Source organism: Pseudalkalibacillus sp. Hm43 (genome assembly GCF_054170705.1).
Genome location: NZ_CM135129.1, coordinates 1756645 through 1778525, shown reverse-complemented (window position 1 = coordinate 1778525; position 21881 = coordinate 1756645). Strand labels below are relative to the sequence as shown.

18 protein-coding genes are annotated in these 21881 nt (G+C 44.2%); 16 read left to right on the top strand and 2 right to left on the bottom strand.

The features are described from left to right. Positions 1-99: 99 nt before the first annotated feature. Positions 100-1341 carry an ATP-binding protein gene (locus ACXQIQ_RS09425; protein WP_439299019.1) on the top strand — a complete coding sequence of 414 codons (1242 nt, stop codon included), beginning with the start codon at positions 100-102 and terminating at the stop codon, positions 1339-1341. A 92-nt stretch (positions 1342-1433) separates the two neighbouring features. Here the strand turns inward: ACXQIQ_RS09425 and ACXQIQ_RS09420 are convergent, their stop codons facing one another. Further along, positions 1434-3977 carry a transglycosylase domain-containing protein gene (locus ACXQIQ_RS09420; RefSeq protein ID WP_439299020.1) on the bottom strand — a complete coding sequence of 848 codons (2544 nt, stop codon included), beginning with the start codon at positions 3975-3977 and terminating at the stop codon, positions 1434-1436. A gap of 176 nt (positions 3978-4153) precedes the next feature. Here ACXQIQ_RS09420 and ACXQIQ_RS09415 point away from each other — a divergent pair, with 176 nt between their 5' ends. From ACXQIQ_RS09415 to ACXQIQ_RS09390, 6 genes are all read left to right on the top strand, one after another. After that, positions 4154-5272 (top strand): ABC transporter ATP-binding protein, encoded by a 1119-nt coding sequence (locus ACXQIQ_RS09415; RefSeq protein WP_439299021.1) that lies wholly within the window; start codon positions 4154-4156, stop codon positions 5270-5272. 75 nt (positions 5273-5347) lie between these two features. Next, positions 5348-5938, top strand: coding sequence for an ABC transporter permease (locus tag ACXQIQ_RS09410; protein WP_439301905.1), 591 nt, complete (start codon positions 5348-5350; stop codon positions 5936-5938). A 9-nt stretch (positions 5939-5947) separates the two neighbouring features. Further along, positions 5948-6847 carry a glycine betaine ABC transporter substrate-binding protein gene (locus ACXQIQ_RS09405; RefSeq protein WP_439299022.1) on the top strand — a complete coding sequence of 300 codons (900 nt, stop codon included), beginning with the start codon at positions 5948-5950 and terminating at the stop codon, positions 6845-6847. A 336-nt stretch (positions 6848-7183) separates the two neighbouring features. After that, positions 7184-8512, top strand: a complete 1329-nt coding sequence (locus ACXQIQ_RS09400; protein ID WP_439299023.1) for a S8 family serine peptidase — start codon at positions 7184-7186, stop codon at positions 8510-8512. A gap of 147 nt (positions 8513-8659) precedes the next feature. Continuing rightward, positions 8660-9514, top strand: coding sequence for a hypothetical protein (locus ACXQIQ_RS09395; RefSeq protein ID WP_439299024.1), 855 nt, complete (start codon positions 8660-8662; stop codon positions 9512-9514). 39 nt (positions 9515-9553) lie between these two features. Further along, on the top strand, positions 9554-10576 hold the full coding sequence (locus ACXQIQ_RS09390) for a hypothetical protein (RefSeq protein ID WP_439299025.1): 1023 nt from the start codon (positions 9554-9556) through the stop codon (positions 10574-10576). A 152-nt stretch (positions 10577-10728) separates the two neighbouring features. Here ACXQIQ_RS09390 and ACXQIQ_RS09385 read toward each other — a convergent pair whose 3' ends face one another. Beyond that, complete coding sequence (locus ACXQIQ_RS09385) at positions 10729-11109, bottom strand: NUDIX hydrolase (protein WP_439299026.1); 381 nt, start codon at positions 11107-11109, stop codon at positions 10729-10731. A 160-nt stretch (positions 11110-11269) separates the two neighbouring features. Between ACXQIQ_RS09385 and ACXQIQ_RS09380 the strand changes: the two genes are divergently transcribed. From ACXQIQ_RS09380 to ACXQIQ_RS09340, 9 genes are all read left to right on the top strand, one after another. Next, the gene (locus ACXQIQ_RS09380) at positions 11270-13012 is read left to right on the top strand and encodes a carbon starvation CstA family protein (RefSeq protein WP_439299027.1); all 1743 of its coding nucleotides are present in this window, start codon (positions 11270-11272) and stop codon (positions 13010-13012) included. A 146-nt stretch (positions 13013-13158) separates the two neighbouring features. Further along, a complete protein-coding gene (locus ACXQIQ_RS09375) occupies positions 13159-13470 on the top strand; it encodes a hypothetical protein (protein WP_439299028.1) in 312 nt (103 codons plus the stop codon). Beyond that, entirely contained in the window at positions 13467-13733 is a 267-nt protein-coding gene (locus tag ACXQIQ_RS09370; protein ID WP_439299029.1) for a cory-CC-star protein, read from the top strand. Before ACXQIQ_RS09375 ends, ACXQIQ_RS09370 begins: the two co-directional genes overlap by 4 nt. A gap of 21 nt (positions 13734-13754) precedes the next feature. Further along, a complete protein-coding gene (locus ACXQIQ_RS09365) occupies positions 13755-14702 on the top strand; it encodes an ArsA family ATPase (protein WP_439299030.1) in 948 nt (315 codons plus the stop codon). 147 nt (positions 14703-14849) lie between these two features. Further along, positions 14850-16958: a HelD family protein gene (locus ACXQIQ_RS09360; protein ID WP_439301906.1), complete on the top strand. Its 2109-nt coding sequence runs from the start codon at positions 14850-14852 to the stop codon at positions 16956-16958. A 288-nt stretch (positions 16959-17246) separates the two neighbouring features. Then, entirely contained in the window at positions 17247-18233 is a 987-nt protein-coding gene (locus ACXQIQ_RS09355; RefSeq protein WP_439299031.1) for a LacI family DNA-binding transcriptional regulator, read from the top strand. Between the two features lie 105 nt (positions 18234-18338). After that, positions 18339-19643, top strand: a complete 1305-nt coding sequence (locus tag ACXQIQ_RS09350) for an ABC transporter substrate-binding protein (RefSeq protein WP_439299032.1) — start codon at positions 18339-18341, stop codon at positions 19641-19643. 69 nt (positions 19644-19712) lie between these two features. Next, on the top strand, positions 19713-21023 hold the full coding sequence (locus tag ACXQIQ_RS09345) for a carbohydrate ABC transporter permease (protein WP_439299033.1): 1311 nt from the start codon (positions 19713-19715) through the stop codon (positions 21021-21023). A 22-nt stretch (positions 21024-21045) separates the two neighbouring features. Then, positions 21046-21873 carry a carbohydrate ABC transporter permease gene (locus ACXQIQ_RS09340; RefSeq protein WP_226548365.1) on the top strand — a complete coding sequence of 276 codons (828 nt, stop codon included), beginning with the start codon at positions 21046-21048 and terminating at the stop codon, positions 21871-21873. Positions 21874-21881: the final 8 nt, after the last annotated feature.

The following is a 21881-nucleotide window of genomic DNA, read 5'->3' as shown; positions in this document are numbered from 1 at the left end:
GCATCATTATTGAGCTATTAGGTTTAAACATGTTCTGCTATAATGACAAATGGTACATATTACATTTACATTGGAAGTCAGAGATTCAGAGGGATACAGATGGCAGAACTCATCAAACCGATTTTCGTTAACATTTCAATTATCGTTTCAATCACTTTTATCGCAAATATGCTGTTCCCTTTTACATACAGGGGATCCATCACTTTAAAGGAAAAAGTATACTTTGGTGTGTTAAGCTCGATTGCTGCCTTATTATGTATGGCTTATCCTATCGAGGTGTTGAGGTCAACGGTTTTCGACCTGAGGACAGTACCCTTGCTGATCGTCACTTTGTACGCTGGCATCATTCCAGGTGGAATCTGTGCATTTTTCATCATCATGGCGAGATTGAGTATAGGTGGGGAATTTGCGTGGGTAGGTGTTTTGATTACGATCGTCGCTTTATTGACCAGCCTCGGTTATTCGAAAATGTTCAAGGATGCACATAAGAAGTGGAAACCAGGCTTCCTGGCGATTTTCCTGTACTTTCTATTTTACATTTTGATTCTGAATATCTATATTGACTTTCTGAGTATGCAATTTTATGTGGCTTATTTCGTTCCACTCGTCATCACTTTCTTCTTGATGCTCACTTTGATTGATCGTCTGCTTCGCATCAACATGCAATTAGAAGAGACCATTTATTTAGGAAAGCTGTCCATACTAGGGGAAATGGCTGCGTCCATCGCACATGAAATCAGGAATCCACTGACCACAGTCAGAGGGATGATCCAGTTTCTTTCTACCGATACGAAAGACAAGCAATTGAAGCAGTATGCGCCTCTTTTGGTAGATGAGCTGGACCGGAGCAATAAGATCATTTCTGATTATCTGGCTTTGGTAAAACCGAATGAATTGACTCTTAATGAAATCAATCTGAAACGAGTGGTGGAAGACACGATTTCATTGCTTGCCCCTTTAGGGGTTTATCATAATGTCGTCATCCAATCGAAATTGAAGGCACATCATTTTGTCAAAGCGGATGAACAACACTTGAAGCAGTGTCTCATCAATTTGATAAAGAATGCGATTGAAGCAATTGAAGGCGGTGGTCAAATCGTCATCAAAGAGAAAGTCACGACCCCAGGTCATATAGACCTCCTCATTGAAGACAATGGGAAAGGTATGACAAATGAAGAGCTCGAAAAAATCGGACTCCCTTTCTATACGACCAAGACGAAGGGAACTGGACTTGGTACGATGATTACGTATAAGTTGATCAAAAATATGAAGGGGTCCATCTATTATAAAAGTTTGCCGAACAAAGGGACGACTGTTACAGTGAGAATTCCTTTAATATAGAAAAAAGCGCCCCTTGAGGCGCTTTTATTTATGAGAGTCGTTGGTCCTTTTTATTTGTAAGAAAGCCCGAATTGGCAAGACTTAGGCCTGATTTATGAGTTGTCTTTCTTTTTCTTATTGGAGTCTGAATTAGATGAATCTCCAGATTCAGTGCTGTCACCAGAGCCGTCGCCGCTGGAGTCACCGCCGCCGGAACTGTCTCCAGAGCCATCGCCGCCAGAGTCACCACCACCGGATCCATCTCCAGAGCCATCTCCACCGGAGTCACCGCCACCGGATCCATCTCCAGAGCCATCTCCACCGGAGTCACCGCCGCCGGATCCATCTCCAGAGCCATCGCCGCCGGAGTCACCGCCACCGGAACCGTCACCAGATCCGTCACCACCGGAGTCACCGCCACCGGAACCGTCGCCACCAGAGTCACCGCCGCCAGATCCATCTCCAGAACCGTCGCCACCGGAGTCGCCTCCGCTGGAATCGTCACCAGAGCCGTCGTCTCCGGAATTCTCTTCATCTTCCTTTCTCTTTTTCTCTTCTTCACGTTTTTTCTTTTCTTCCTCTTCTTTCTTACGCTTTTCGTTATCTTTCGTGTCGTTCTTTTCAGGTTTTTTCTTGATTACAGGTTTGTAGGCATCCGGGATATCTGTCCCTGTTACAAATAGTTCAGTAATGATACTGGACGATGGGGTATAGCTGGATGCCTTTTGTCCATTCCGCTTATCAATCTTCACTTCTTTTACAGTAGAAGGTTGTTCAAATCCTGGTGTTTCGACATCCTTGGATACGTGTCCCACGATTTCTTTGAAAAGAAGCTTTGAAATTTTGGAATCTTCATTGGTTACAAATTGTTCAGCACTAGTTTGCTCATAACCTGTCCAAACAGCAGCTGTATATTGAGTCGTATATCCAACAAACCATGCATCTGTCGAACCGTCTTCGATGCCTTCAGGCGGGTTGGTCGTCCCTGTTTTTCCTGCCACATCGAGACCATCGATTTGCGCAAGTGTACCCGTTCCACGCTTGACCACATCTCTTAGCATATCCGTGATCATGTAGGCGGTATATTGGTTCATGACTTTTTTCGGTTTTGTCTCAAACGACTTCGTTTCTCCACTCGGATATTCGATTTTCGTCAATGCATATGGCTTGGTATAGTTTCCTTGATTTCCGAATGCAGCATACGCACCGGCCATTTGAAGCGGGGAAACGCCATCTCCGAAACCACCGATTGCATAAGCTGGAAAAGCATGTTTCAACGGAATGCCAAGCTGGTTTGCAAATTTGACGGACCGTTCGCCACCGATTTCCATGAAGGTCTTGATTGCAGGAATGTTATAAGACTGGATAAGGGCTTCTCTCATGGAAACCATTCCGTGATACTCCTCGTCCCAGTTCTGGAATTCTTTCCCGTCAATTTCAAGTTCTTCATCTTCAATCTGGTGATAAGTCGACCATTTTTCAAATTCAATTGCCGGTCCATAATCTAAAATCGGCTTGATCGTCGATCCGGGTTGCCTTTTAATGTCCGTAGCGAAGTTGAAACCACGTTTGATTTGTTCCTCGGCACTTTTCCGATTACCACCGATTGCTCGGATTGCCCCCGTTTTCGTATCCAAGAGGACAACACCAGCTTTGAACTGATCATTCGGATACGGAATGACATCATTTTTACGAAGCATGTTTTCCGTATGTGTTTGCGCTTTAGGATCCAAGGTTGTGTAAATTTTCAAGCCACCAGTGTAAAGTTCACTTTCCTTGATTCCTTTTTCTTTCAATTCGTCCAACACATAGTCGATGTAAGACTGATAAATGGATTCATCAGATTTTTTGTGCAAAATCTTTTCCAGCTTGGTGTCTGTAGCTTCTTTCTCTTCTGCTTTCGTTATAAAATCATGCTTCTCCATGAGAGAGAGGACAAGGTTTCTTCTCTCAAGAGCTTGATCAGGATTTTTCATAGGGTCATAACCACTCGGTCTTTGTGGAAGACCAGCCAGCAAAGCGGCTTCAGCAACTGTCAGCTCGTCGACATGCTTGTCAAAATAAACATCAGCTGCTGCACCGATGCCATAAGCACCATGTCCAAAATAGATTTTGTTCAAGTACATTTCGAGGATTTCGTCCTTCGAATACTTGCGTTCCATTTTAATAGAAAGATAAGCTTCTTGGATCTTACGTTTAATCGTTTTTTCCGGGGATAAATATGTATTCTTTACGACTTGTTGTGTAATGGTGCTTCCACCTTCAGCTCCCCATCCTTCTTTAATGTTTGAAAGTGCAGCGCCGGCAATCCGTTTGACATCAATCCCGAAGTGTTCCTTGAATCGAACGTCTTCAACAGCTAGGAAAGCTTGTTTAACGTGCTCTGGAACGTTATCGATGTCTACTAGAATCCGATGTTCGCTACCTGCCAGGTCAGCTACTTTATTTCCGTTCATGTCATAAATCGCTGAAGACTGTGCATTCTTCAATTGTTCCTCCGTCAGGTTCGGAGCACTTTGGATGAACGCGAGACCAGTGACCCCACCTGTGAGGAGTATCAAGAAAAAGACGAGGAAAGTCGCAAGCAGGATTTTGATATATCCCTTCTGATTGTTGTGCTTTCTTGATGTCTTCTTCCATTTAAACCGTGATAACATACGACTCAACCTTTCTTTTCGGCAATTTAATCTGTACACAAAATTACCCTGTTGCTTCCATAAATAAACATGTGATGAGCAGGTTGCTTGAATTTCCTAAGAGGGTGTTTATTAAATAGTACAGAGGGTATTCTATAATGATGGTAAAAAAGGAGCAGATAAAGGGGGTTAGAAGAATGATTGAATTCAAGGAAGTGAACAAAACCTTTCCTGATGGATTCCAAGCGTTGAAGAACATCAACCTTCACATACATAAAGGAGAATTGGTCACGTTGATCGGTCCGAGTGGTTGTGGGAAGACGACGACGATGAAAATGATCAATCGATTATTGGAGCCAAGCAGTGGAGAAATTTTAGTTGATGGGAAAGATATAAAGGATCAAAATCCGGTAGAACTGAGAAGAAACATCGGTTATGTCATACAACAGATCGGTCTATTTCCGCATATGACCATTGAAGAGAACGTCGCCCTCGTACCGAAATTGAAAGGATGGTCAAAAGACAAGTACATACGAAGAGTGGACGAGCTGTTGGAGCTGGTCGGACTTGAGCCAGATGTATTCAAGAAACGATATCCATCTGAATTGAGTGGTGGACAACAACAAAGGATCGGGGTCATCCGGGCATTAGCAGCAGAGCCGCCAGTCGTCCTGATGGATGAACCGTTCAGTGCATTGGACCCGATCAGCCGCGAGCAGTTACAGGATGAGCTCGTGGCATTACAGGACAGCATCCAAAAGACGATCGTATTCGTCACGCATGATATGGATGAAGCGTTGAAAATCGCCGACCGGATCGCCATCATGCACGAAGGTCAGATCATCCAGTTAGATACACCTGATCAAATTTTACGTCACCCAGCGAATCAGTTTGTCGAAGAGTTCATCGGTGAAGAGCGGATGAACAAGGAGATGGGTGGCAAGACAGCGCGTTCATTGATGCTTTCAAAGGTTGCAACCGTCAAAGGGAACCGTGGATTGGCTGAAGCTTTGAAAGTCATGAAAAGCTACACAGTCGACAGCTTGATGGTCACGAATCAAAAAGGTGAGCTGGAAGGTGTAGTGGAGCTTGATGTATTGGAAGATCATTATGGCGATGAGTCGAAAAAAGTTCAGGACATCATGGATGAAGTAAAGCAATTTGCGACCACGGAGACGTCCTATACAGATATCGCAGAAATGTTCGCAAAACATGAAGTAAAGACGATCCCAGTCGTAGAAGACGGGCGTCTAGTCGGCTTGATTACCCGCTCAAGTATGATGCGCGGGCTGGCTGGCATGAAACAACTCGTTTAGGAAGGGGGGACTCCTTTGGAATGGACAACATTCATTGATACATTCATTTCAAGATGGCCAACGATTTTCACGGCCATGCAAGAACATCTCTATTTATCTTTTGTCTCGATACTGATCGGGATCCTGATCTCTGTTCCACTTGGAATCTTCATTTCAAGATTGAAGAAAATCGCTGAATTCGTCATCGGTATTACAGCCGTTTTTCAAACGATTCCGAGCTTAGCGTTATTCGGATTCTTATTGCCAGTCTTTGGGATTGGAAGCACTCCTGCAATCATCGCGTTGATGGTCTATGCGTTGTTGCCGATTTTGCGGAATACATATACAGGAATCGTCGGTGTTGATGATGCATTGATTCAAGCAGGGAAAGGTATGGGGATGACTTCCTCGCAAATACTATGGAAAATTGAACTACCGCTCGCGCTGCCTGTTATCATGGCTGGAATCCGAACAGCAACCGTATTGACGATCGGTGTCGCGACACTAGCGACATTCATCGGTGCAGGTGGTTTGGGAGATATCATTTATCGTGGCTTGAGTACGTTGAATAACGAACTGGTTTTAGCAGGGGCAGTGCCTGCAGCCGCATTGGCCATTTTCTTTGATGCGATCTTGAAAGGTATCGAAAAAGTCGTCACACCAAAAGGACTGAAAAAATCTGACTAGGAGGATCTCATGTTGAAGAAAACTTTAATTCCGTTTTTTATGTTGATTCTAATCATTGCAGGATGCGGTGGAAATGGAGGAGCTGGTGGAGACACGCTCGTCATCTCAGGTAAAAAGTGGACCGAGCAATACATCCTGCCTCACATTCTCGCTGAATATATCAAAGGTAATACCGATTATGATGTACAAGTGAAAGAAGCACTTGGTGAAGTTGATGTATTGACGAAGGCGATGGAAGGCGGAGACATCGATATGTATGTCGAGTATTCCGGTACGGGATACTTAGCTGTATTGAAGAAAGAATACAATCCGGATCAATCACCTGAAGAGGTCTATGAGGCAACGAAAAAAGGTTATAAAGAGGAAAAGGATATTGTATGGTTACCACCGCTTGGATTCGAAAATAACTATGCAATTGCAATGACAGAAGAAACATACAATGAACTTGGGGTCAAAACGATTTCTGAAATGGCACCGAAGTCGGATCAGCTTATTTTCGGTGCGCCTCCTGAATTTTACGAACGCGCAGATGGTTATGACCCGTTCGCTAAAGTTTATGACTTTAATTTCAAAAGCAAGGAAAGTCTCGATCCGAACCTGATGTATAAGGCGGTAAAAGACGGAGAAGTGGATATTATCACAGCCTTTTCAACAGATGGGCGTATCCCACGGTTCAACCTGAAGACGTTGGAGGATGACAAAAACTTTTTCCCTCCATATTTTGCAGCACCTGTAATTCGCCAAGAAGCATTGGACAAGTTCCCGGATGTGGAAAAGGTGATGAAGGAATTGGAAGGAAAGATTTCATCCGAAGAGATGGCACAAATGAATGCCAAAGTCGACATTGATAATGAAGATCCAAAACAAGTCGCAATCGACTTCCTTAAGGAAAAAGGATTGATCGATTAATGTAGAATTCCCCTCCTAGTGGAGGGGATTTTTTTGTTTAAGCTGTTTTCGATGGCGTCAATTTCCGCCTCATGTGCTCGCTTTCCGCAGGGCGTGCGGTGACCCGCAGGACAAGGAAAGTCTCGGCAATAATTCTTAAGAACAGAGCTTTTTCGTATAAGAACTCAAAAAAACCTTAAATATATAGGGTTTTTACAGTACCCGGTACATCAAAGGTACTATGATTCTGCGTTTTGTACCTACTTAAAATATATGTCGAATGCTCGATTGTAGAGAGCTTCCTTTTCCAAGACAATTAAGATGTAAGATAATTTAGACATTTTGGGGAGGAAGAAAATGAAGAAACTCAGTTCAATTATCCTAAGTTTGGCAATGGTTGTCGGGTTGTTTTTTGCAGCTCAATCCAACAATCAAGCAAAAGCTTCATCCATCGAAGTGGGTGAAACGTTATCCAATGTACTGAATTCTGCAGGAAGCATGTTTACGGTTGAGGCAGTTGTAACGTATCCGACCATGCCGACCAGCTCTCAAGTGCAGGATTTAAAAGACTTGGGGTTAGTGACGAAGACTTACAAAAATCTTCCGATGGTAGCTGTTCAAGGGACAGCAGTGGAAGTTGAGTCCATTATTTCCAATGGGATCAACGCAACATCTCTTTTCTACAATAAGCAATTGGAATATAAACTTCGTGACTCAAGACAATTGATCGGTGTTGAGAAAGTTTGGAACGATCTTGGATACACTGGGAAAGGTACGACAGTCGCGGTAATCGACAGTGGTATTGATGCGACTCATCAAGACCTTCCATTCGGTGATAAGGTCGTACAAAATGTAAAATTCATCGCAGGTAGCATCTTCTCTGGTGGATCTGCACTTTATCAAGAAAACGTCTTGAACACAGATACTTCTTCTGGTCATGGTACTCACGTAGCAGGTACGATTGCTGGACTCGGTACGGCAAGTGACGGCTTGTATAAAGGTGTAGCACCTGATGCAAAGCTAGTCGGACTTGGTACTGGTGAGGCAATCAGCGTACTTTGGGCTTTGGAGGCTTTTGATTATGTACTAGAACATCAAGAAGAATACGGAATCGATGTCATCAGCAATAGCTGGGGTACAACGGGTGAATATTCACCGAATGATCCAATCAACGTAGCAAGTAAGAAAGCACATGACGCTGGTATGTTCGTTTCCTTTGCAGCAGGGAATGAAGGTCCAGACAATGATACATTGAACCCTTATTCTGCTGCTCCATGGGTTATTTCTGTAGCAGCCGGTACGAAGGATAAGAAACTCGCAGACTTCTCTTCTCGAGGTATTCCTGGGGATGATCTCGTACACCCTGACATCACGGCACCTGGTGTTGATATCGTTGCAACGAAGTCTACGACAGGTCTTGTCATGAACACGCTAGGGTCTACGAAAGACATCAACTACATTGCACCTGAACATCTGCCATTCTATACGACGGCAAGTGGTACAAGCATGGCGACACCTCATATTTCCGGTGTAGCAGCATTGATGCTTGAAGCTAACCCTGCATTGACACCAGATGACATCTTGAACACGATGATCAACACTGCTGATGCAATGCCAGGTTATGAGCTCCACGAAGTAGGCGCAGGTTATGTAAATGCTTATGAAGCGGTCAATACTGTAAAATAAATAGACCTTCACGTTAGTGCCAGGTACCACACAGAAACGTTGATTCATCAACTTTCTAAAAGGTGCCTGGCACTTTTAGTGATTAAACGGACAGAATTTGTCTGAAAAGGTAGAACTTTATAATAGACACGAAAGGGGGTGAAGTATGTGCGTATGAAAACCCTGCTTGTCAAAGGGGTTGTTACGGCTGCATGTCTTTTCGTTCCGGCGGAAGTTTTAGCGAACGATCATGCTGATCAAGGAAAACCTGAACATCCACCTGCAGAAGAACAGGCTGCTAATGGAAAAGGAGAAAAGGTATCTACAGAGGCAAAAACCAAAGATCATACTCCTTCCAAAAAGACTGATACAAAGGGAACTAATGAAAATGCAAATCCTGTTGCAGGTGAAAAGCGACCTGATCATGTCCAACAAAGTCAACCATCTGATAAAAAGGACAGATCTGCTGGAAAGCCAGCAACTGGACCTTCGAAAAAGCCTGGAGCAATAAAGGATTCTTCTAAGGTAAACAAAGGTATAGATCAGAGAAAAGAAAAAGTTGGGACCGACCATAAAGACACGAAAATACATAAAGCGCGTAATGACGATCCAATGAAAAGTAAACCTTCAACATCTAATCATCTTCAGAAAAAGAACAAGGATTCAGGTGAGGTAGAGACTAAAAGCAATGAAGGGCAACTAGATCAAAAGGTTAACAGCAACCACCAACCTGAACCTGGAAACGAACCGCCTCTCCCAATGGATCAACCAAGGAAAGAAGCACCTGTTGTAATGCCGTCGAATCCAATGACACATTTATCTAAAACAACAGGAAATGGAGATGGTCATTCTACAAGTTCCGGAAGTGGCTTTACCTTATATGGTTTACTTTTACAAAGGGAAGGTCCGTTGGTCACACTTAAGGGTGACTTCTTAATGGAATATCGAAGGGCACACAATCAGTGGACCAATGCACCTCCTTCACCGCCACCAAAATCAAACCTTCTTTCTCAAGCTGTGTAAACAACAAATAATTATCAATGAGAAGAAGGAGAGATTTAGATGGTACGAGTAAACGGAAAAATGGTAGTGAAATCTTTTGTATTAGCAGGTGCACTTTCAGTAGGAGCATTCTTTGGTATGGATTCAGCTGAAGCAGCAGGTAAAGGGAAAGCAGAAGTTCAAGCTCATGATGAAGTCCAAGCAAAAGATGATACGAAAAAAGAAATGAAGAAGAAGAAAGATCATCCATCTGCTGAGAATAAAGCACAATCGCAAGGACATGTAAATGCGAGTGAGACGGCTAAGGAACATGCGTCAGAGAATTCTGCAGTAAAAGCAAAAGCTGAAATGGAAGAAGAGCCGAAAGAAACAGTGACTCCGGAAGAAAACGTAGAAACAGGTGCTACTAAAGAAGAAGCAACCGATGAATCAAATGAAGAGACAACTGAAGCTACAGAAGATGCAGTAGAAGAAGAGCAAGATACTGACGTTGCAGAAGAAGATACTACTGAAAAAGATGAGGCTACTGAGGAAAAAGTAAACCCTTCTGAAGAAAACAAGAAAAATTCTGCAGCTTATCATGCAAGTGAAAATGCAAAAGCACATGCAGCAGAAAACTCTGCAGTTCAACTTTCTGTAGAACCTGAAACAGATGCTGAAGAACCAGCTGAATCAGAAGAACCAGCTGTTGAAACAGACGTAGAAGCTAAGACAGAAGATGAAGACGAAGAAACAGACGAAGATGCTGAAGAAGACACAGATACTGAAGAAGACACAAAAGAAGATGCTGAAGAAGACGTAGAAACTGATGAAGACACAGAAGAAGAAACAACAGTCGAGTCTTCTGAAGAAAACAAGATGAACTCTGAAGCATATAACGCAAACGACATTGCAAAAGCTAATGCAGCAGAAAACTCTGCTGTCCAATTGTCTGTGGCTCCTGAAACGGAAGAAAGCACTGAGACAGAAGAAACAGTCAATGAAGAAGAATCTACAGAAGTTGAAACAGATGTAGAAGAAACAACTGAAGTTAAAGTAGAGGAAGAAGCGACTACTGAAACAAAAACAGTTGCACTACCATAATAAGTGATGAAGGCTGGCCATTTCAGGCCAGCCTTTTTCTACTTTGAAAATTTGTATGCGTCATCTGGATAGGTGACATTGAGATTTTAGCGATATCATCCTATCAGATACGCCCACATAGTGATTCGGGAGATTTCAAATGATCCAGAACCCTAACCCTCTCCATTAGAACCCTGATCTAATAATTTCTTGACGAATGGCAGTGTATACGTATCGAACTTTTCCAGATCATCTAGTGAAATCCATCGTAGATCGAGGAGATCTTCATTGTCAGGATTGGTTTGATCCAAATGCATCTCGCCGCCGATCACCTCGGCTAAATACGTGAATTTACCTTTGAATTTTGAAAACAGGGAAGTGATCCGGATGTCGTATCCCGTCTCTTCCTTCACTTCCCGAATACATGCTTCTTCCGGGGTTTCATCTTGTTCAACCCCGCCTCCGGGGAAATTCCAAACGATTGCGCCTCGCTTTACATGCTGCTTAACCATAAGTATTTTCCGATCCTTCATGATAATGGCTCGTGAAATCATGATTACCTCCATCAGTTTTTTTCCTACTTATAGTGTACGCCTTTTATCAATTGTTTGTTTAACATTATTTTCAAACATTTTAACATTCTGAATTTTCTTGACAGTATATTTCGGATTCCGTACTATGGATGTTGAATAGTGAAAGAGAGGGGTAGGCGAAATGAATAGTTTAGTGTTGGCTTTAGTTGGAATATCAATCTTTTTGTTAGGTTATCGGTTTTATTCGAAGTATATTGCAGATCGAATCTTTAAACTGGATCCGAATTATGTGACACCGGCTCACAAATATAAGGACGGTGTCGATTTTGTTCCGACGAACCGGTTCGTCCTTTGGGGACATCACTATAGTTCTGTAGCGGGTGCTGCACCAATCATCGGTCCGGCAATTGCAGTCTATTGGGGTTGGCTGCCTGCGGTCCTTTGGGTCATCCTCGGAACGGTTTTTGCAGCTGGTGTCCATGACTTTGGAACACTTGTATTATCCGTCCGTAACAAAGGACAATCTGTTGGAACGATTGCGAGCAAGCTCATTGGTAAACGTGCGAAAGTATTGTTCTTATTCATCATTCTTATTCTTGTATTGATGGTAAACGCAGTCTTTGCTTGGGCAATTGCAAACCTATTTGTTAAATTCCCGGCTTCGGTATTATCGATCTTCATCCAAATCCCATTAGCGATCTGGATCGGGTATTCTGTATACAAAAAGAAAGGCAGCATGCTGTTGCCTTCAATCATTGCACTGGCATTCATGTATGGAGCTGCCGTTCTTGCTTCTAAAGTGCCTGCCCTCCAGGTAGACCTGGTCAAATGGTTCGGTGGAGAAGAGACGACCGTCATGTTCGGATTGAATGGCGTGTCTATGGCGTTCTTCGTCTGGATCATCGTCTTGATGGTATACGTGTATATCGCTTCGACTTTACCAGTCTGGAAGCTGCTACAGCCGCGTGATTATATCAACTCACACCAATTGGTCATCGGACTGTTGATGCTATACTCTGGTGTTTTGATTGCACATCCGACCATTACAGCACCTGCGACGAATCCGAATGCTGAAATGTCTATCTTCCCGCTGTTGTTCATTACGATTGCTTGTGGTGCGATTTCAGGCTTCCACGGACTCGTATCCTCGGGTACGTCTTCGAAGCAATTGGACAAGGAAACGGACGCCCGCTTTGTCGGTTATGCTGGTGCAGTCGGTGAAGGGATGCTTGCACTACTTGCCATCATTGCAGTAACGACCTTATTTGCAACAGGTGCAGATTTCACCGCTGCTTACAGCAGTTTTGCTGCAGCAAGCAGTGGCGGATTAGGGAACTTCATCAACGGTGCTGGACAGCTTGCGGCAGGAATCGGAATACCGGTGGATATCGGTGCGACGATCGTAGCGGTCATCGTCATCAGTTTTGCAGCGACTTCACTTGATACATCCGTTCGTTTGATGCGTTACATCATTTCGGAACTTGGTACGGAATACAATGTGCCTGCCCTTACGAAAGCGCACGTCGCAACGACGATTGCTGTTGGTACAAGTGCTGCATTGGTTCTTATTCCAGAAGGACCGAATGGCTTCGGCTCCGGTGGATATTTGCTCTGGCCGTTGTTTGGTACGTCCAACCAACTATTAGCCGGAATCAGCTTATTACTCATTTCGATCTGGTTGAAGCAACAAGGAAGAAACTTTATGCCGACGTTCATTCCGATGCTCTTCCTCATCATCATGACGGTATGGGCGATGTTGAAGCAGGTCGTATTCGAATGGTCAGGTCTTGGGGATTCAGATGCCAACATGTTGTTGTTCGTTTTCGGAGCAGCCATCCTTGGCTTTGCGCTCTGGATCATACTTGAGGCTATGACCATCCTCTCCAAGAAAGGGACACCTTCTGACATTGATAAGTCCGCATAACAATTAAAGAAGGTCGGGATACCGACCTTCTTTTTTTACCAATAAAGGAGGGACGATTCATGAAGGACGAGCTGTTGATTATCCGTGTTTGGCCGGAGGTCGGTGGAGGCTGATGCGGCGGTGTTTCTGGTGACGGGTTCATCAGTATGAGCGATCAGTTCGAAGAAGACATTCATGAAATGAGAGAAACCGGCAAGGTGTATCAGGAAATCGTAGAGCGGTTCGGGGACCGTCTCGACGTCATTTATGTAGACCCCCGCAATACAATTTCCATCATGGATTATATGTTCCGGCAGTTGAAGAGAAGACAGATCGGATTCACCGCAATGATCAAGAATACGTTCTGGGGTTCACGGAGAGGTGCTGTGTTTCTGAATGGACATTGGATGAATCAGGCTTCTCAATCAATTGAAACGCTTGTGGAGAATATACATCAAGAATTGGGTGTTGGAAAATGACAGATATGAAGTGGTCGATCAAAAAGTTGATTGAAATGTACGATGAGATCTTAAGCCATCCACATAAAACCGAAATCAAAAGAGAACTGAGGGACGAGGATGATCTATTCCTGCTGTTATGCGTATCAGAGCTGTTAGGGATACCGAATCCCGTTTCCTATTACACGCTTGAAATCTATCCTGTCATCATTGAAAGATTTCATGAGTGGCACTTGCGGATGGGGATGGAAAAATCACCATTAGAAGGCATACGTTGTTGCTGAACAGAAGGGTAGTGTGGTCCATTGAAAAAGATACTGAATAAAAAGATCGTGTTCTTCGGAGGAAAAGGTGGCGTCGGTAAATCGACCTCTGCTTCAGCATTCGCTCTGACTCTTGCGAAACAGGGAAACCGGACATTGCTGGTCTCCACGGATCCGGCGCATAATGTCGGGGATATTTTTCAAAAGCCATTATCCGGGAAGCCGCAATCCTTGACGGATAATCTATGGGCGATTGAAATCGATCCGGATGAAGAAACGAAGCGATATTTAGATGGAGTAAAGAAAAATTTGAAAGGGCTTGTCAAATCGAAAATGGTGGAAGAGGTCCATAGACAGATCGACCTGGCGGCTGGCTCGCCTGGTGCAGATGAAGCGGCGTTATTCGACCGTCTTGTCTCTATCATCCTTGATGAAAAAGCGGCGTTCGATACGATTGTGTTTGATACAGCGCCGACAGGTCATACCATTCGTTTACTGACGTTACCGGAATTGATGGGCGCTTGGATCGACGGCATGTTGAAGCGAAGACAGAGCATGAACGAAAACTACTCTGCCTGGATGGAGGACGGCGAACCTATTGAGGACCCGATTTACGACATCCTCCATAAAAGGAAGGAGCGGTTCTCTGCAGTCCGTGAGGTGTTGCTGGATGAGCGGCAGACGGAATATGTCTTCGTACTGAATCCGGAGCGCCTTCCGATTGTCGAGACTGAAAAAGCCGTCCAAACTTTGAAGAAGCATGAGATCGATGTTCGGACGCTAGTCGTGAACAAGCTTTTGCCAAAAGAGGAAACGAGCTCGTTTTTCCAAAAGCGGATGGAGCAGGAAAAAGAGTACCTCGAGTGGATCAATCGAACGTTTGCACAAGAAAAAATCTATATTCCGTTGCTGGACGGAGATGTTTCATCGCTCGAAGCGCTACATCAAGTGAGCGAGAGAATGGAAGCAGAGCTTTACGTCCAACCGTAAACAAAGGGCACATAGGTGTCCTTTGTTTTTTATTAAAGACCGACAAAAAGCGATTGTTCTAGATTCAGAAATCTGGTAAAATCTGTACTCTGTCTCTTTTTTACAGGACAAATCTAAAAGAGGAGGTAACTGAATATGAGTAAGAAGATTCAAAGTGCCTTTGAAGTGGAGAAGCAGCAACTCGATCAAATCGCTGCAGAGATTGAAGATCAATTATCACGGTTGGAAAAAATCGGACGCTATTACGGTGAGGATATTACGGAACAGGCGATTGATGACAGCCGCGAGCAAACGAGGCAAAACCTGAGGATTGCGAAGGAAGAGCCGTATTTCGGTCGGCTCGATTTTCACGAAGAAGGAAAATCGGTCCCTGATGAGCTGTGTATCGGAAAAGTCGGGGTCTCTAGAGAAGCGACGAACGACTTGCTTGTCATTGATTGGAGGGCACCAGTTGCAAGTCTTTTCTACTCGTTCAGCGGCGGAGAAGAAGACATCTATTACACTTCGCCTGAGGGAACGGTTGAAGGGGACATCCATCTGAAACGGAATGTCGTCATACGCAACCGGAAATTGCAGCGAGTGGTCGATACATATGTGAAAGGTAGCCATGAAACGGGTGGTACGGATGAATTCCTGCTATACCGGTTAGGGGACCGGAAAGATAATCGGCTCCGCGATATCGTTTCAACGATTCAGTCAGAGCAGAACCACATTATCCGAGCGGAAAAAAATCAGCCGTTGATCATCCAAGGAGTCGCAGGTTCTGGAAAGACGACGGTTGCGTTGCATCGGCTTGCGTATCTTCTATACCATTACAGGGATACGCTCAGCGCAGGTCAGATGATCATTTTTGCACCAAACCGGATGTTCTTGGATTACATTTCAAATGTATTACCGGAGCTAGGGGTAGGTGGCATCCAGCAAACAACATTCGCTGAATGGGCGAAAGAGATTCTCGGTGGAACGTTCAAGGTCATAGACGACAGTAGTCATTTGGAATCTTATTTTGAAAAAGGAACCATTGTAGAGAATGGGATGGAGCCCGGCAAGTTGAAAGGTTCTCTTAAGTATCTACAGGCGACAGAAGACGTCTTTTTGAAGTATGAGAAGAACCTCGTGCCAGACGGCGATCTCGTTTTATGGGAAGGTTGTAGGCTGACAGGTGAGATCATTAGGAAATGGTATGAAGAGCAGCAGCTGTTTGCGGTGAGCGTGCGACGTAACCGAATCATGAAACGGATGAAATCCTGGATCGAGCAACAGGTCGAAAACCAAATGCCGCATGAGCGGAAAGAACGGAAGAAAACAGCCAATCAGAAATTAAGAACATATATGAAGGCATGGCCGGACTATGATGCGTTCTCTTTTTACAAGGAATTATTCAAAAAGACGAACGCGCCTGAGTATGCACAGCCGGTTCAAACATACCTGCCGGATGAAGTGGTGGCAGAGACGAGAAAGCGGTTAGGAAAGAAAGAAGTCACTGCGGAAGATCTTCCTGCAATACTGTGGATCCACCAGAAGCTTGTCGGTAAAGAGAAACAGTTTACGTATCAGCACGTGGTGATTGATGAAGCGCAAGATGTGTCACCTTTCCATATAGAAGTGTTGAAGTCTATTGCGATGGAAGATTCATTCACCATTCTAGGAGATATCTCGCAAGGCATTCATGCGTATAAAGGAATTGACCGGTGGGAGGAATTCATGGATGTGTTTGACGAAAGACCGAGCAAATACGTTCAACTGGAAAGAAGTTATCGCTCCACCTATGAAATCATCGAATATGCAAACCGAATGTTAGAAAATATGAAACATACAGCCGGATTGGCAAAACCGGTTTTCCGAAGTGGAGAGCCGGTGAAAGAAGTCCGGATCAAGAGTGGAGAACGGACGTCAGAAGTGATCCGTCTGTTGAAGGAGATTGAAAAAGCCGATTTCCAAAGCATCGCATTAGTAGGAAGGACGGCAAAATCCTGCGCAGACTTGTATGAAAGTCTGACTGATGCAGGCGTGGAAGCTACGCTCATCACTGCGGATCAAACCGAGTACCGAGGCGGGATATCAATCATGCCCGTGTACATGACGAAGGGACTCGAATTCGATGCAGTCATAATGATGGATGCGGACGCTCAGCATTATCCGCTGAATGATTTTGATGCGAAGCTGATGTATGTCGGATGTACCCGCGCACTGCACCAGCTCTGGATCCTCCATGAAGGGGAGATCTCACCACTCGTCGGAAAGAAAGTAGAATAGTAGATCAAGTGTCAGGTCCTGGTGCCTGGCACTTTTTTTGAATCCAAATGTATCAACGGTTTGAGAACGGTGCCAGGTACCGATCATAACCTCTTATGTATCAACGGTTACGGATTGGTACCTGGTACGACTCCTTTCGAATTATCAGAAAACTTTATAAGAAATTTGTAGATTTGGGTTGTCATCGCTTACTAGATTCACTATAATCGGACTATGAAAACGATTTCATAGTTTCTATGAAATCGATTCCATTTGAAGGGAGGCGCATCCTATACGTAGGATATCCAAATGGCAACGATATCAGATGTAGCGAAGCGCGCTGGGCTTTCACGTACGACTGTATCGAGAGTCATCAACCAACATCCCTATGTGAGCGAGGATAAGAAAAAACTCGTCGAACAGGCGATGCTTGAGTTGAAGTATGTTCCGAACTCGAACGCTCAGAAATTGAGGAAACAGAGTACGGAAACGATTGCAGTTTATGTACCGCGACTGACCAATCCATTTTTCAGCCAATTGGTTGAAACGATGGAAGAGGTTGCAGTGGAAGAAGGCTTTCAATTATTACTTTGTCAAACCAGATACAACAAGCAACAAGAATTGAATTACCTGCAAATTTTAAAAGGTAAACAGATTGATGGTTTGATTCTTACTTCAATGGAAAACCCATGGTCTGAGATCGAGCCTTACTTATTATATGGTCCCATCGTCCTTTGCAATGATTACGATTACTCCGCTAGAGTTCCTATTGCTCATCTTGACCAAGTCATGGGCGGGTACATCGGGACGAAGCACTTGATCGATCGAGGACATGAAGCAATCGTCTATTGCAGTTCGGAGCCTGGCATCAGCAGGGTTTCCAAAGACCGCCAAGAAGGATACATAAAGGCGATGCAACAGGCTGATTTGAAGATCAGACCGGAGTGGATGTTTTCAGACCAGTTTACAGTTGAAGGCGGTAAAAGGCTCTTTTATCGCATCCATCACCAGAAGGACCGACCAACCGCCATCTTCACCGGAAGTGATGAAGTCGCAGCAGGACTCATTCATGAGGCGAGGAAGAACGGTTACCGGGTCCCAGAAGATTTGGCCGTCATCGGATTTGATGATCAACCGATTGCGGAGCTGATGGGACTGACGACGGTGAAGCAACCGATCGACAGGCTCGGAAAGACCGCGATGGAACTCATGATCCAACAAATCAAATCCAAGAAGATGGGTGATGCACGACGTGTGGAATTACCTTTCGAACTGATCATCCGAGAAACGACTTGATAGAAAACCAGTTGAACAGTTTAGTAGAACCTTGGTATAACCAAGTTTCTTTTTACACGATTATGGAATCGATTCCAAAAACAAGAATTCAGGGAGGATTTATTGATGCGTAAAGTAAAATGGACAAGCCTATTTTCATTAATGCTCGTTTTCGTCCTTGTGCTAGCAGCTTGTAGTTCTGATAGTGAAAGTGGCGAAGGTGGAAACGAAGATGAAAACAACGACTCTGAAGAACAAGTGACAATCGTCTATGCAAGAGGAATGGATGCGACAAAAGCGACAGACAAGATTATTGAAGCTTTTGAGGAAAAACACCCGAACATCAACGTTGAATACCGTGAAATGCCTTCTGATTCCGGTGCACAGCATGATGCATATGTAACTTCTCTAAACGGAAAATCAAGTGAAATTGACGTGATGGACCTTGATGTTGTTTGGCCGGCAGAATTCGCACAAGCGGGTTACGTCATGGCGCTCGATCGTTTCATCCAAAAAGATGGCATCGAATTGAGTGAATACAACGAAGGTGCTTTAAGCGCAGCTAACTTCAACGGTAAGCAATGGGCTATGCCGAAATTCATCGATGCTGGAATGTTGTTTTACCGTACTGATATCGTGGAAGAAGGAAGTGTACCGAAAACGTGGGACGAGTTGCTGACGAAAGCAGGAGAACTTCAAGGTGAGAAAGACACGAAGTTCGGCTACTTGATGCAAGCGAAGCAATATGAAGGTCTTGTAACGAACGCTGTTGAGTATATCGCTTCCTACGGTGGACAGATCGTTGACGAAAATGGAGAAGTCGTAGTCAATAGTGAAGATGCAATCCAAGGTATCAAGAAAATGGTTGAGGTAGCGAATGCTGACTTTGTTCCAGAAAACATCACAACATTCACTGAGCCTGAATCTCATACTTCTTTCATTGAAGGAGAATCCCCGTTCATCCGTAACTGGCCATATCAATATGCGTTGGCAAATGACAAAGAGCAATCTGAAATCGTTGGTAATGTAGGCGTAGCACCACTACCAGAAGGTAATGCAGGTTCTGCTGCAGCCTTAGGCGGTTGGATGAGTGCAATCAATGCATACTCTGAGCATCCGAAGGAAGCTTGGGAGTTCTTGAAGTTCATGACTGGACCTGAAGGGCAGAAGATTTCTGCGATTCATGGTGGACTTGCACCAACCCTTCCATCCCTTTTTGAAGATGAGGAAATCTTAGAAGCGAACCCGTTCTTTAAAGAAGAAGGTTTCGTCAATGCGCTCGACAGTGCTGTATCTAGACCAGTCGTACCGAACTATCCTGAAATCTCTGAGATCATCCAGATTGAAATCTCTAAAGCGATCACAGGTAAGGTGACAGCTGAAGAAGCAGCCAAGAACATGCAGACCAAAATCGAAGAAGCAATGCAATAACGAAAATCATATGAGGCTGACTGAATGCTTTTCAGGTCAGCCTCTATCTTTGAAAGGTGTGAAGAACGGTTGAGCGAAAACACATCAAAGCCTAAGAAAAAAAGAAAACTTTCGGAAAAATCCATCGCCTATTTACTCATTGCACCTTCTTTACTTTTGATACTTGTCATTGCCATTTGGCCGGTCATTCAATCGTTTTATTTTTCAATGTTCGACCTCAGGCTCAACAATCCGACGAAATCAGAGGTACATACTGATTATCAGCTGGATTTGAAGCGGTATTTGGATAACTATCCTTTCTTGCAAGGTGCAATCGATAAAGAATTGAGAAATGCTGAAGGACCGAATGAAGAAACATTGACTTCGGTAAAAGAAGATCTTAATCAACTGAACAGTACCCTTTTAGAAGATGAGAAAATTGCTGAACGATATGAAGTCATTGATGAGAAGCTCATGAACTTCGAAAAAATCGGTGCGAAAGAACGGATGATTGAAGTTGATCAAGAACGAGCTCAAAAAATCCAGGGGAAATTAAGTTCTGTTGAAAAGGAACTGAAGGCACTTGAAAACTTGGAAGACGCAAACGGTGTAAAAGGACTGAGTTCCGCACTTGCAGAGACCGTCATCAAGCCGAACTTCATCGGCTTTGACCATTACGCGAAAAACCTGACCGACAAACGGATGTGGATGTCGATCTGGAACACCGTTGTTTTTACAGTCGTTTCGGTCGCTTTTGAATTAGTCCTCGGTCTCTTGATTGCATTGTTGATCAACAAAGCTTTCTTCGGAAGAGGATTGGTCCGTGCCTCGATCCTAATACCTTGGGCAATTCCGACCGTTGTAGCCGCGTTGATGTGGAAGTTCCTATATGATGGTCAGAACGGAATCGTTGCAAAAGTATTTGAAGAGGTTGGGCTTATCAATCGGATGGCGACCTTGCTCACAAACGATACCGGTGCGATGTTCTCGGTCATTTTTGCAGACGTATGGAAAACGACTCCGTACATGGCGTTGTTGCTTTTGGCAGGTCTTCAGACGATCCCGCGCAGCTTGTATGAAGCTGCAGCCATCGATGGAGCTGGCAAGTTGAAGCAATTTTTCACCATCACACTGCCATTGTTGAAAACGAGCATTCTCGTCGCATTGCTATTCCGTACGTTGGATGCATTCCGTGTATTCGACCTGATTTTCGTATTGACGGGTGGAGGACCAGCGAATTCAACGGAAACCATATCCCTCCTCGCCTACAAGGTCATGATTGCGCAATCGAACTTCGGTGAAGGTTCCGCATTATCTGTAGTCGTGTTCATTTGTGTGGCGATCATCTCGATCATCTACATTTCATTACTCGGCAGAGACCTGTTGGATGATAAGAAATAATGGAAGGGAAAGGGTGAGTTGAATGCAGAAGAAAGCTGGACCATTATTCTATATAGGTTTATTCGTGTTTATTTTCCTTGTCATGTTTCCATTCTTATGGATTTTGATCAGTTCGTTCAAGCCGGTATCTGAATTATTCGGTGAGAAAGCATTCATTCCCTATACTTCAGATCCGACGTTCAAAAACTATGAATCGGTATTCGTGAACCATCCGTTCTTGGTTTATTTGAAAAACAGTTTGATCGTCTCGGGTGTGACGACGATCTACACGGTGTTCATCGCATCGTTCGCAGCTTACGCCATTGCGCGTATGCAATTCAAAGGGAAAACGATCATCCTCGGACTTGTTCTGTCCGTGTCGATGTTCCCGCAAGTGGCGACGATTTCACCGATCTATATCATTTTGAAAAATCTCGGTCTGACCAATAGTTATATTGGGCTGATCATTCCTTATACAACAATCACCTTGCCGCTATCGATCTGGATTTTGGTGACGTTCTTCCGGAAGATCCCATTCGATTTGGAGGAAGCCGCGAAAATCGATGGGGCAAGCATCATGCAGACGTATTGGAGGGTCATCCTTCCACTTGCGGTGCCTGGTATTTTTACAACAGCAATTCTTGTATTCATTGCAGCATGGAACGAGTTCCTGTTCGCGCTCGTGTTGAATACGGAGGAAGCGTATAAGACGGTACCAGTCGGAATCGCGATGTTCCAGGGACAGTTCACGATTCCTTGGGGCGAAATTTCAGCTGCAACCGTCGTCGTGACGGTACCACTTGTCATCATGGTACTCTTGTTCCAACGACGAATCGTATCCGGACTAACATCAGGAGCAGTGAAAGAATAGGGATCAGT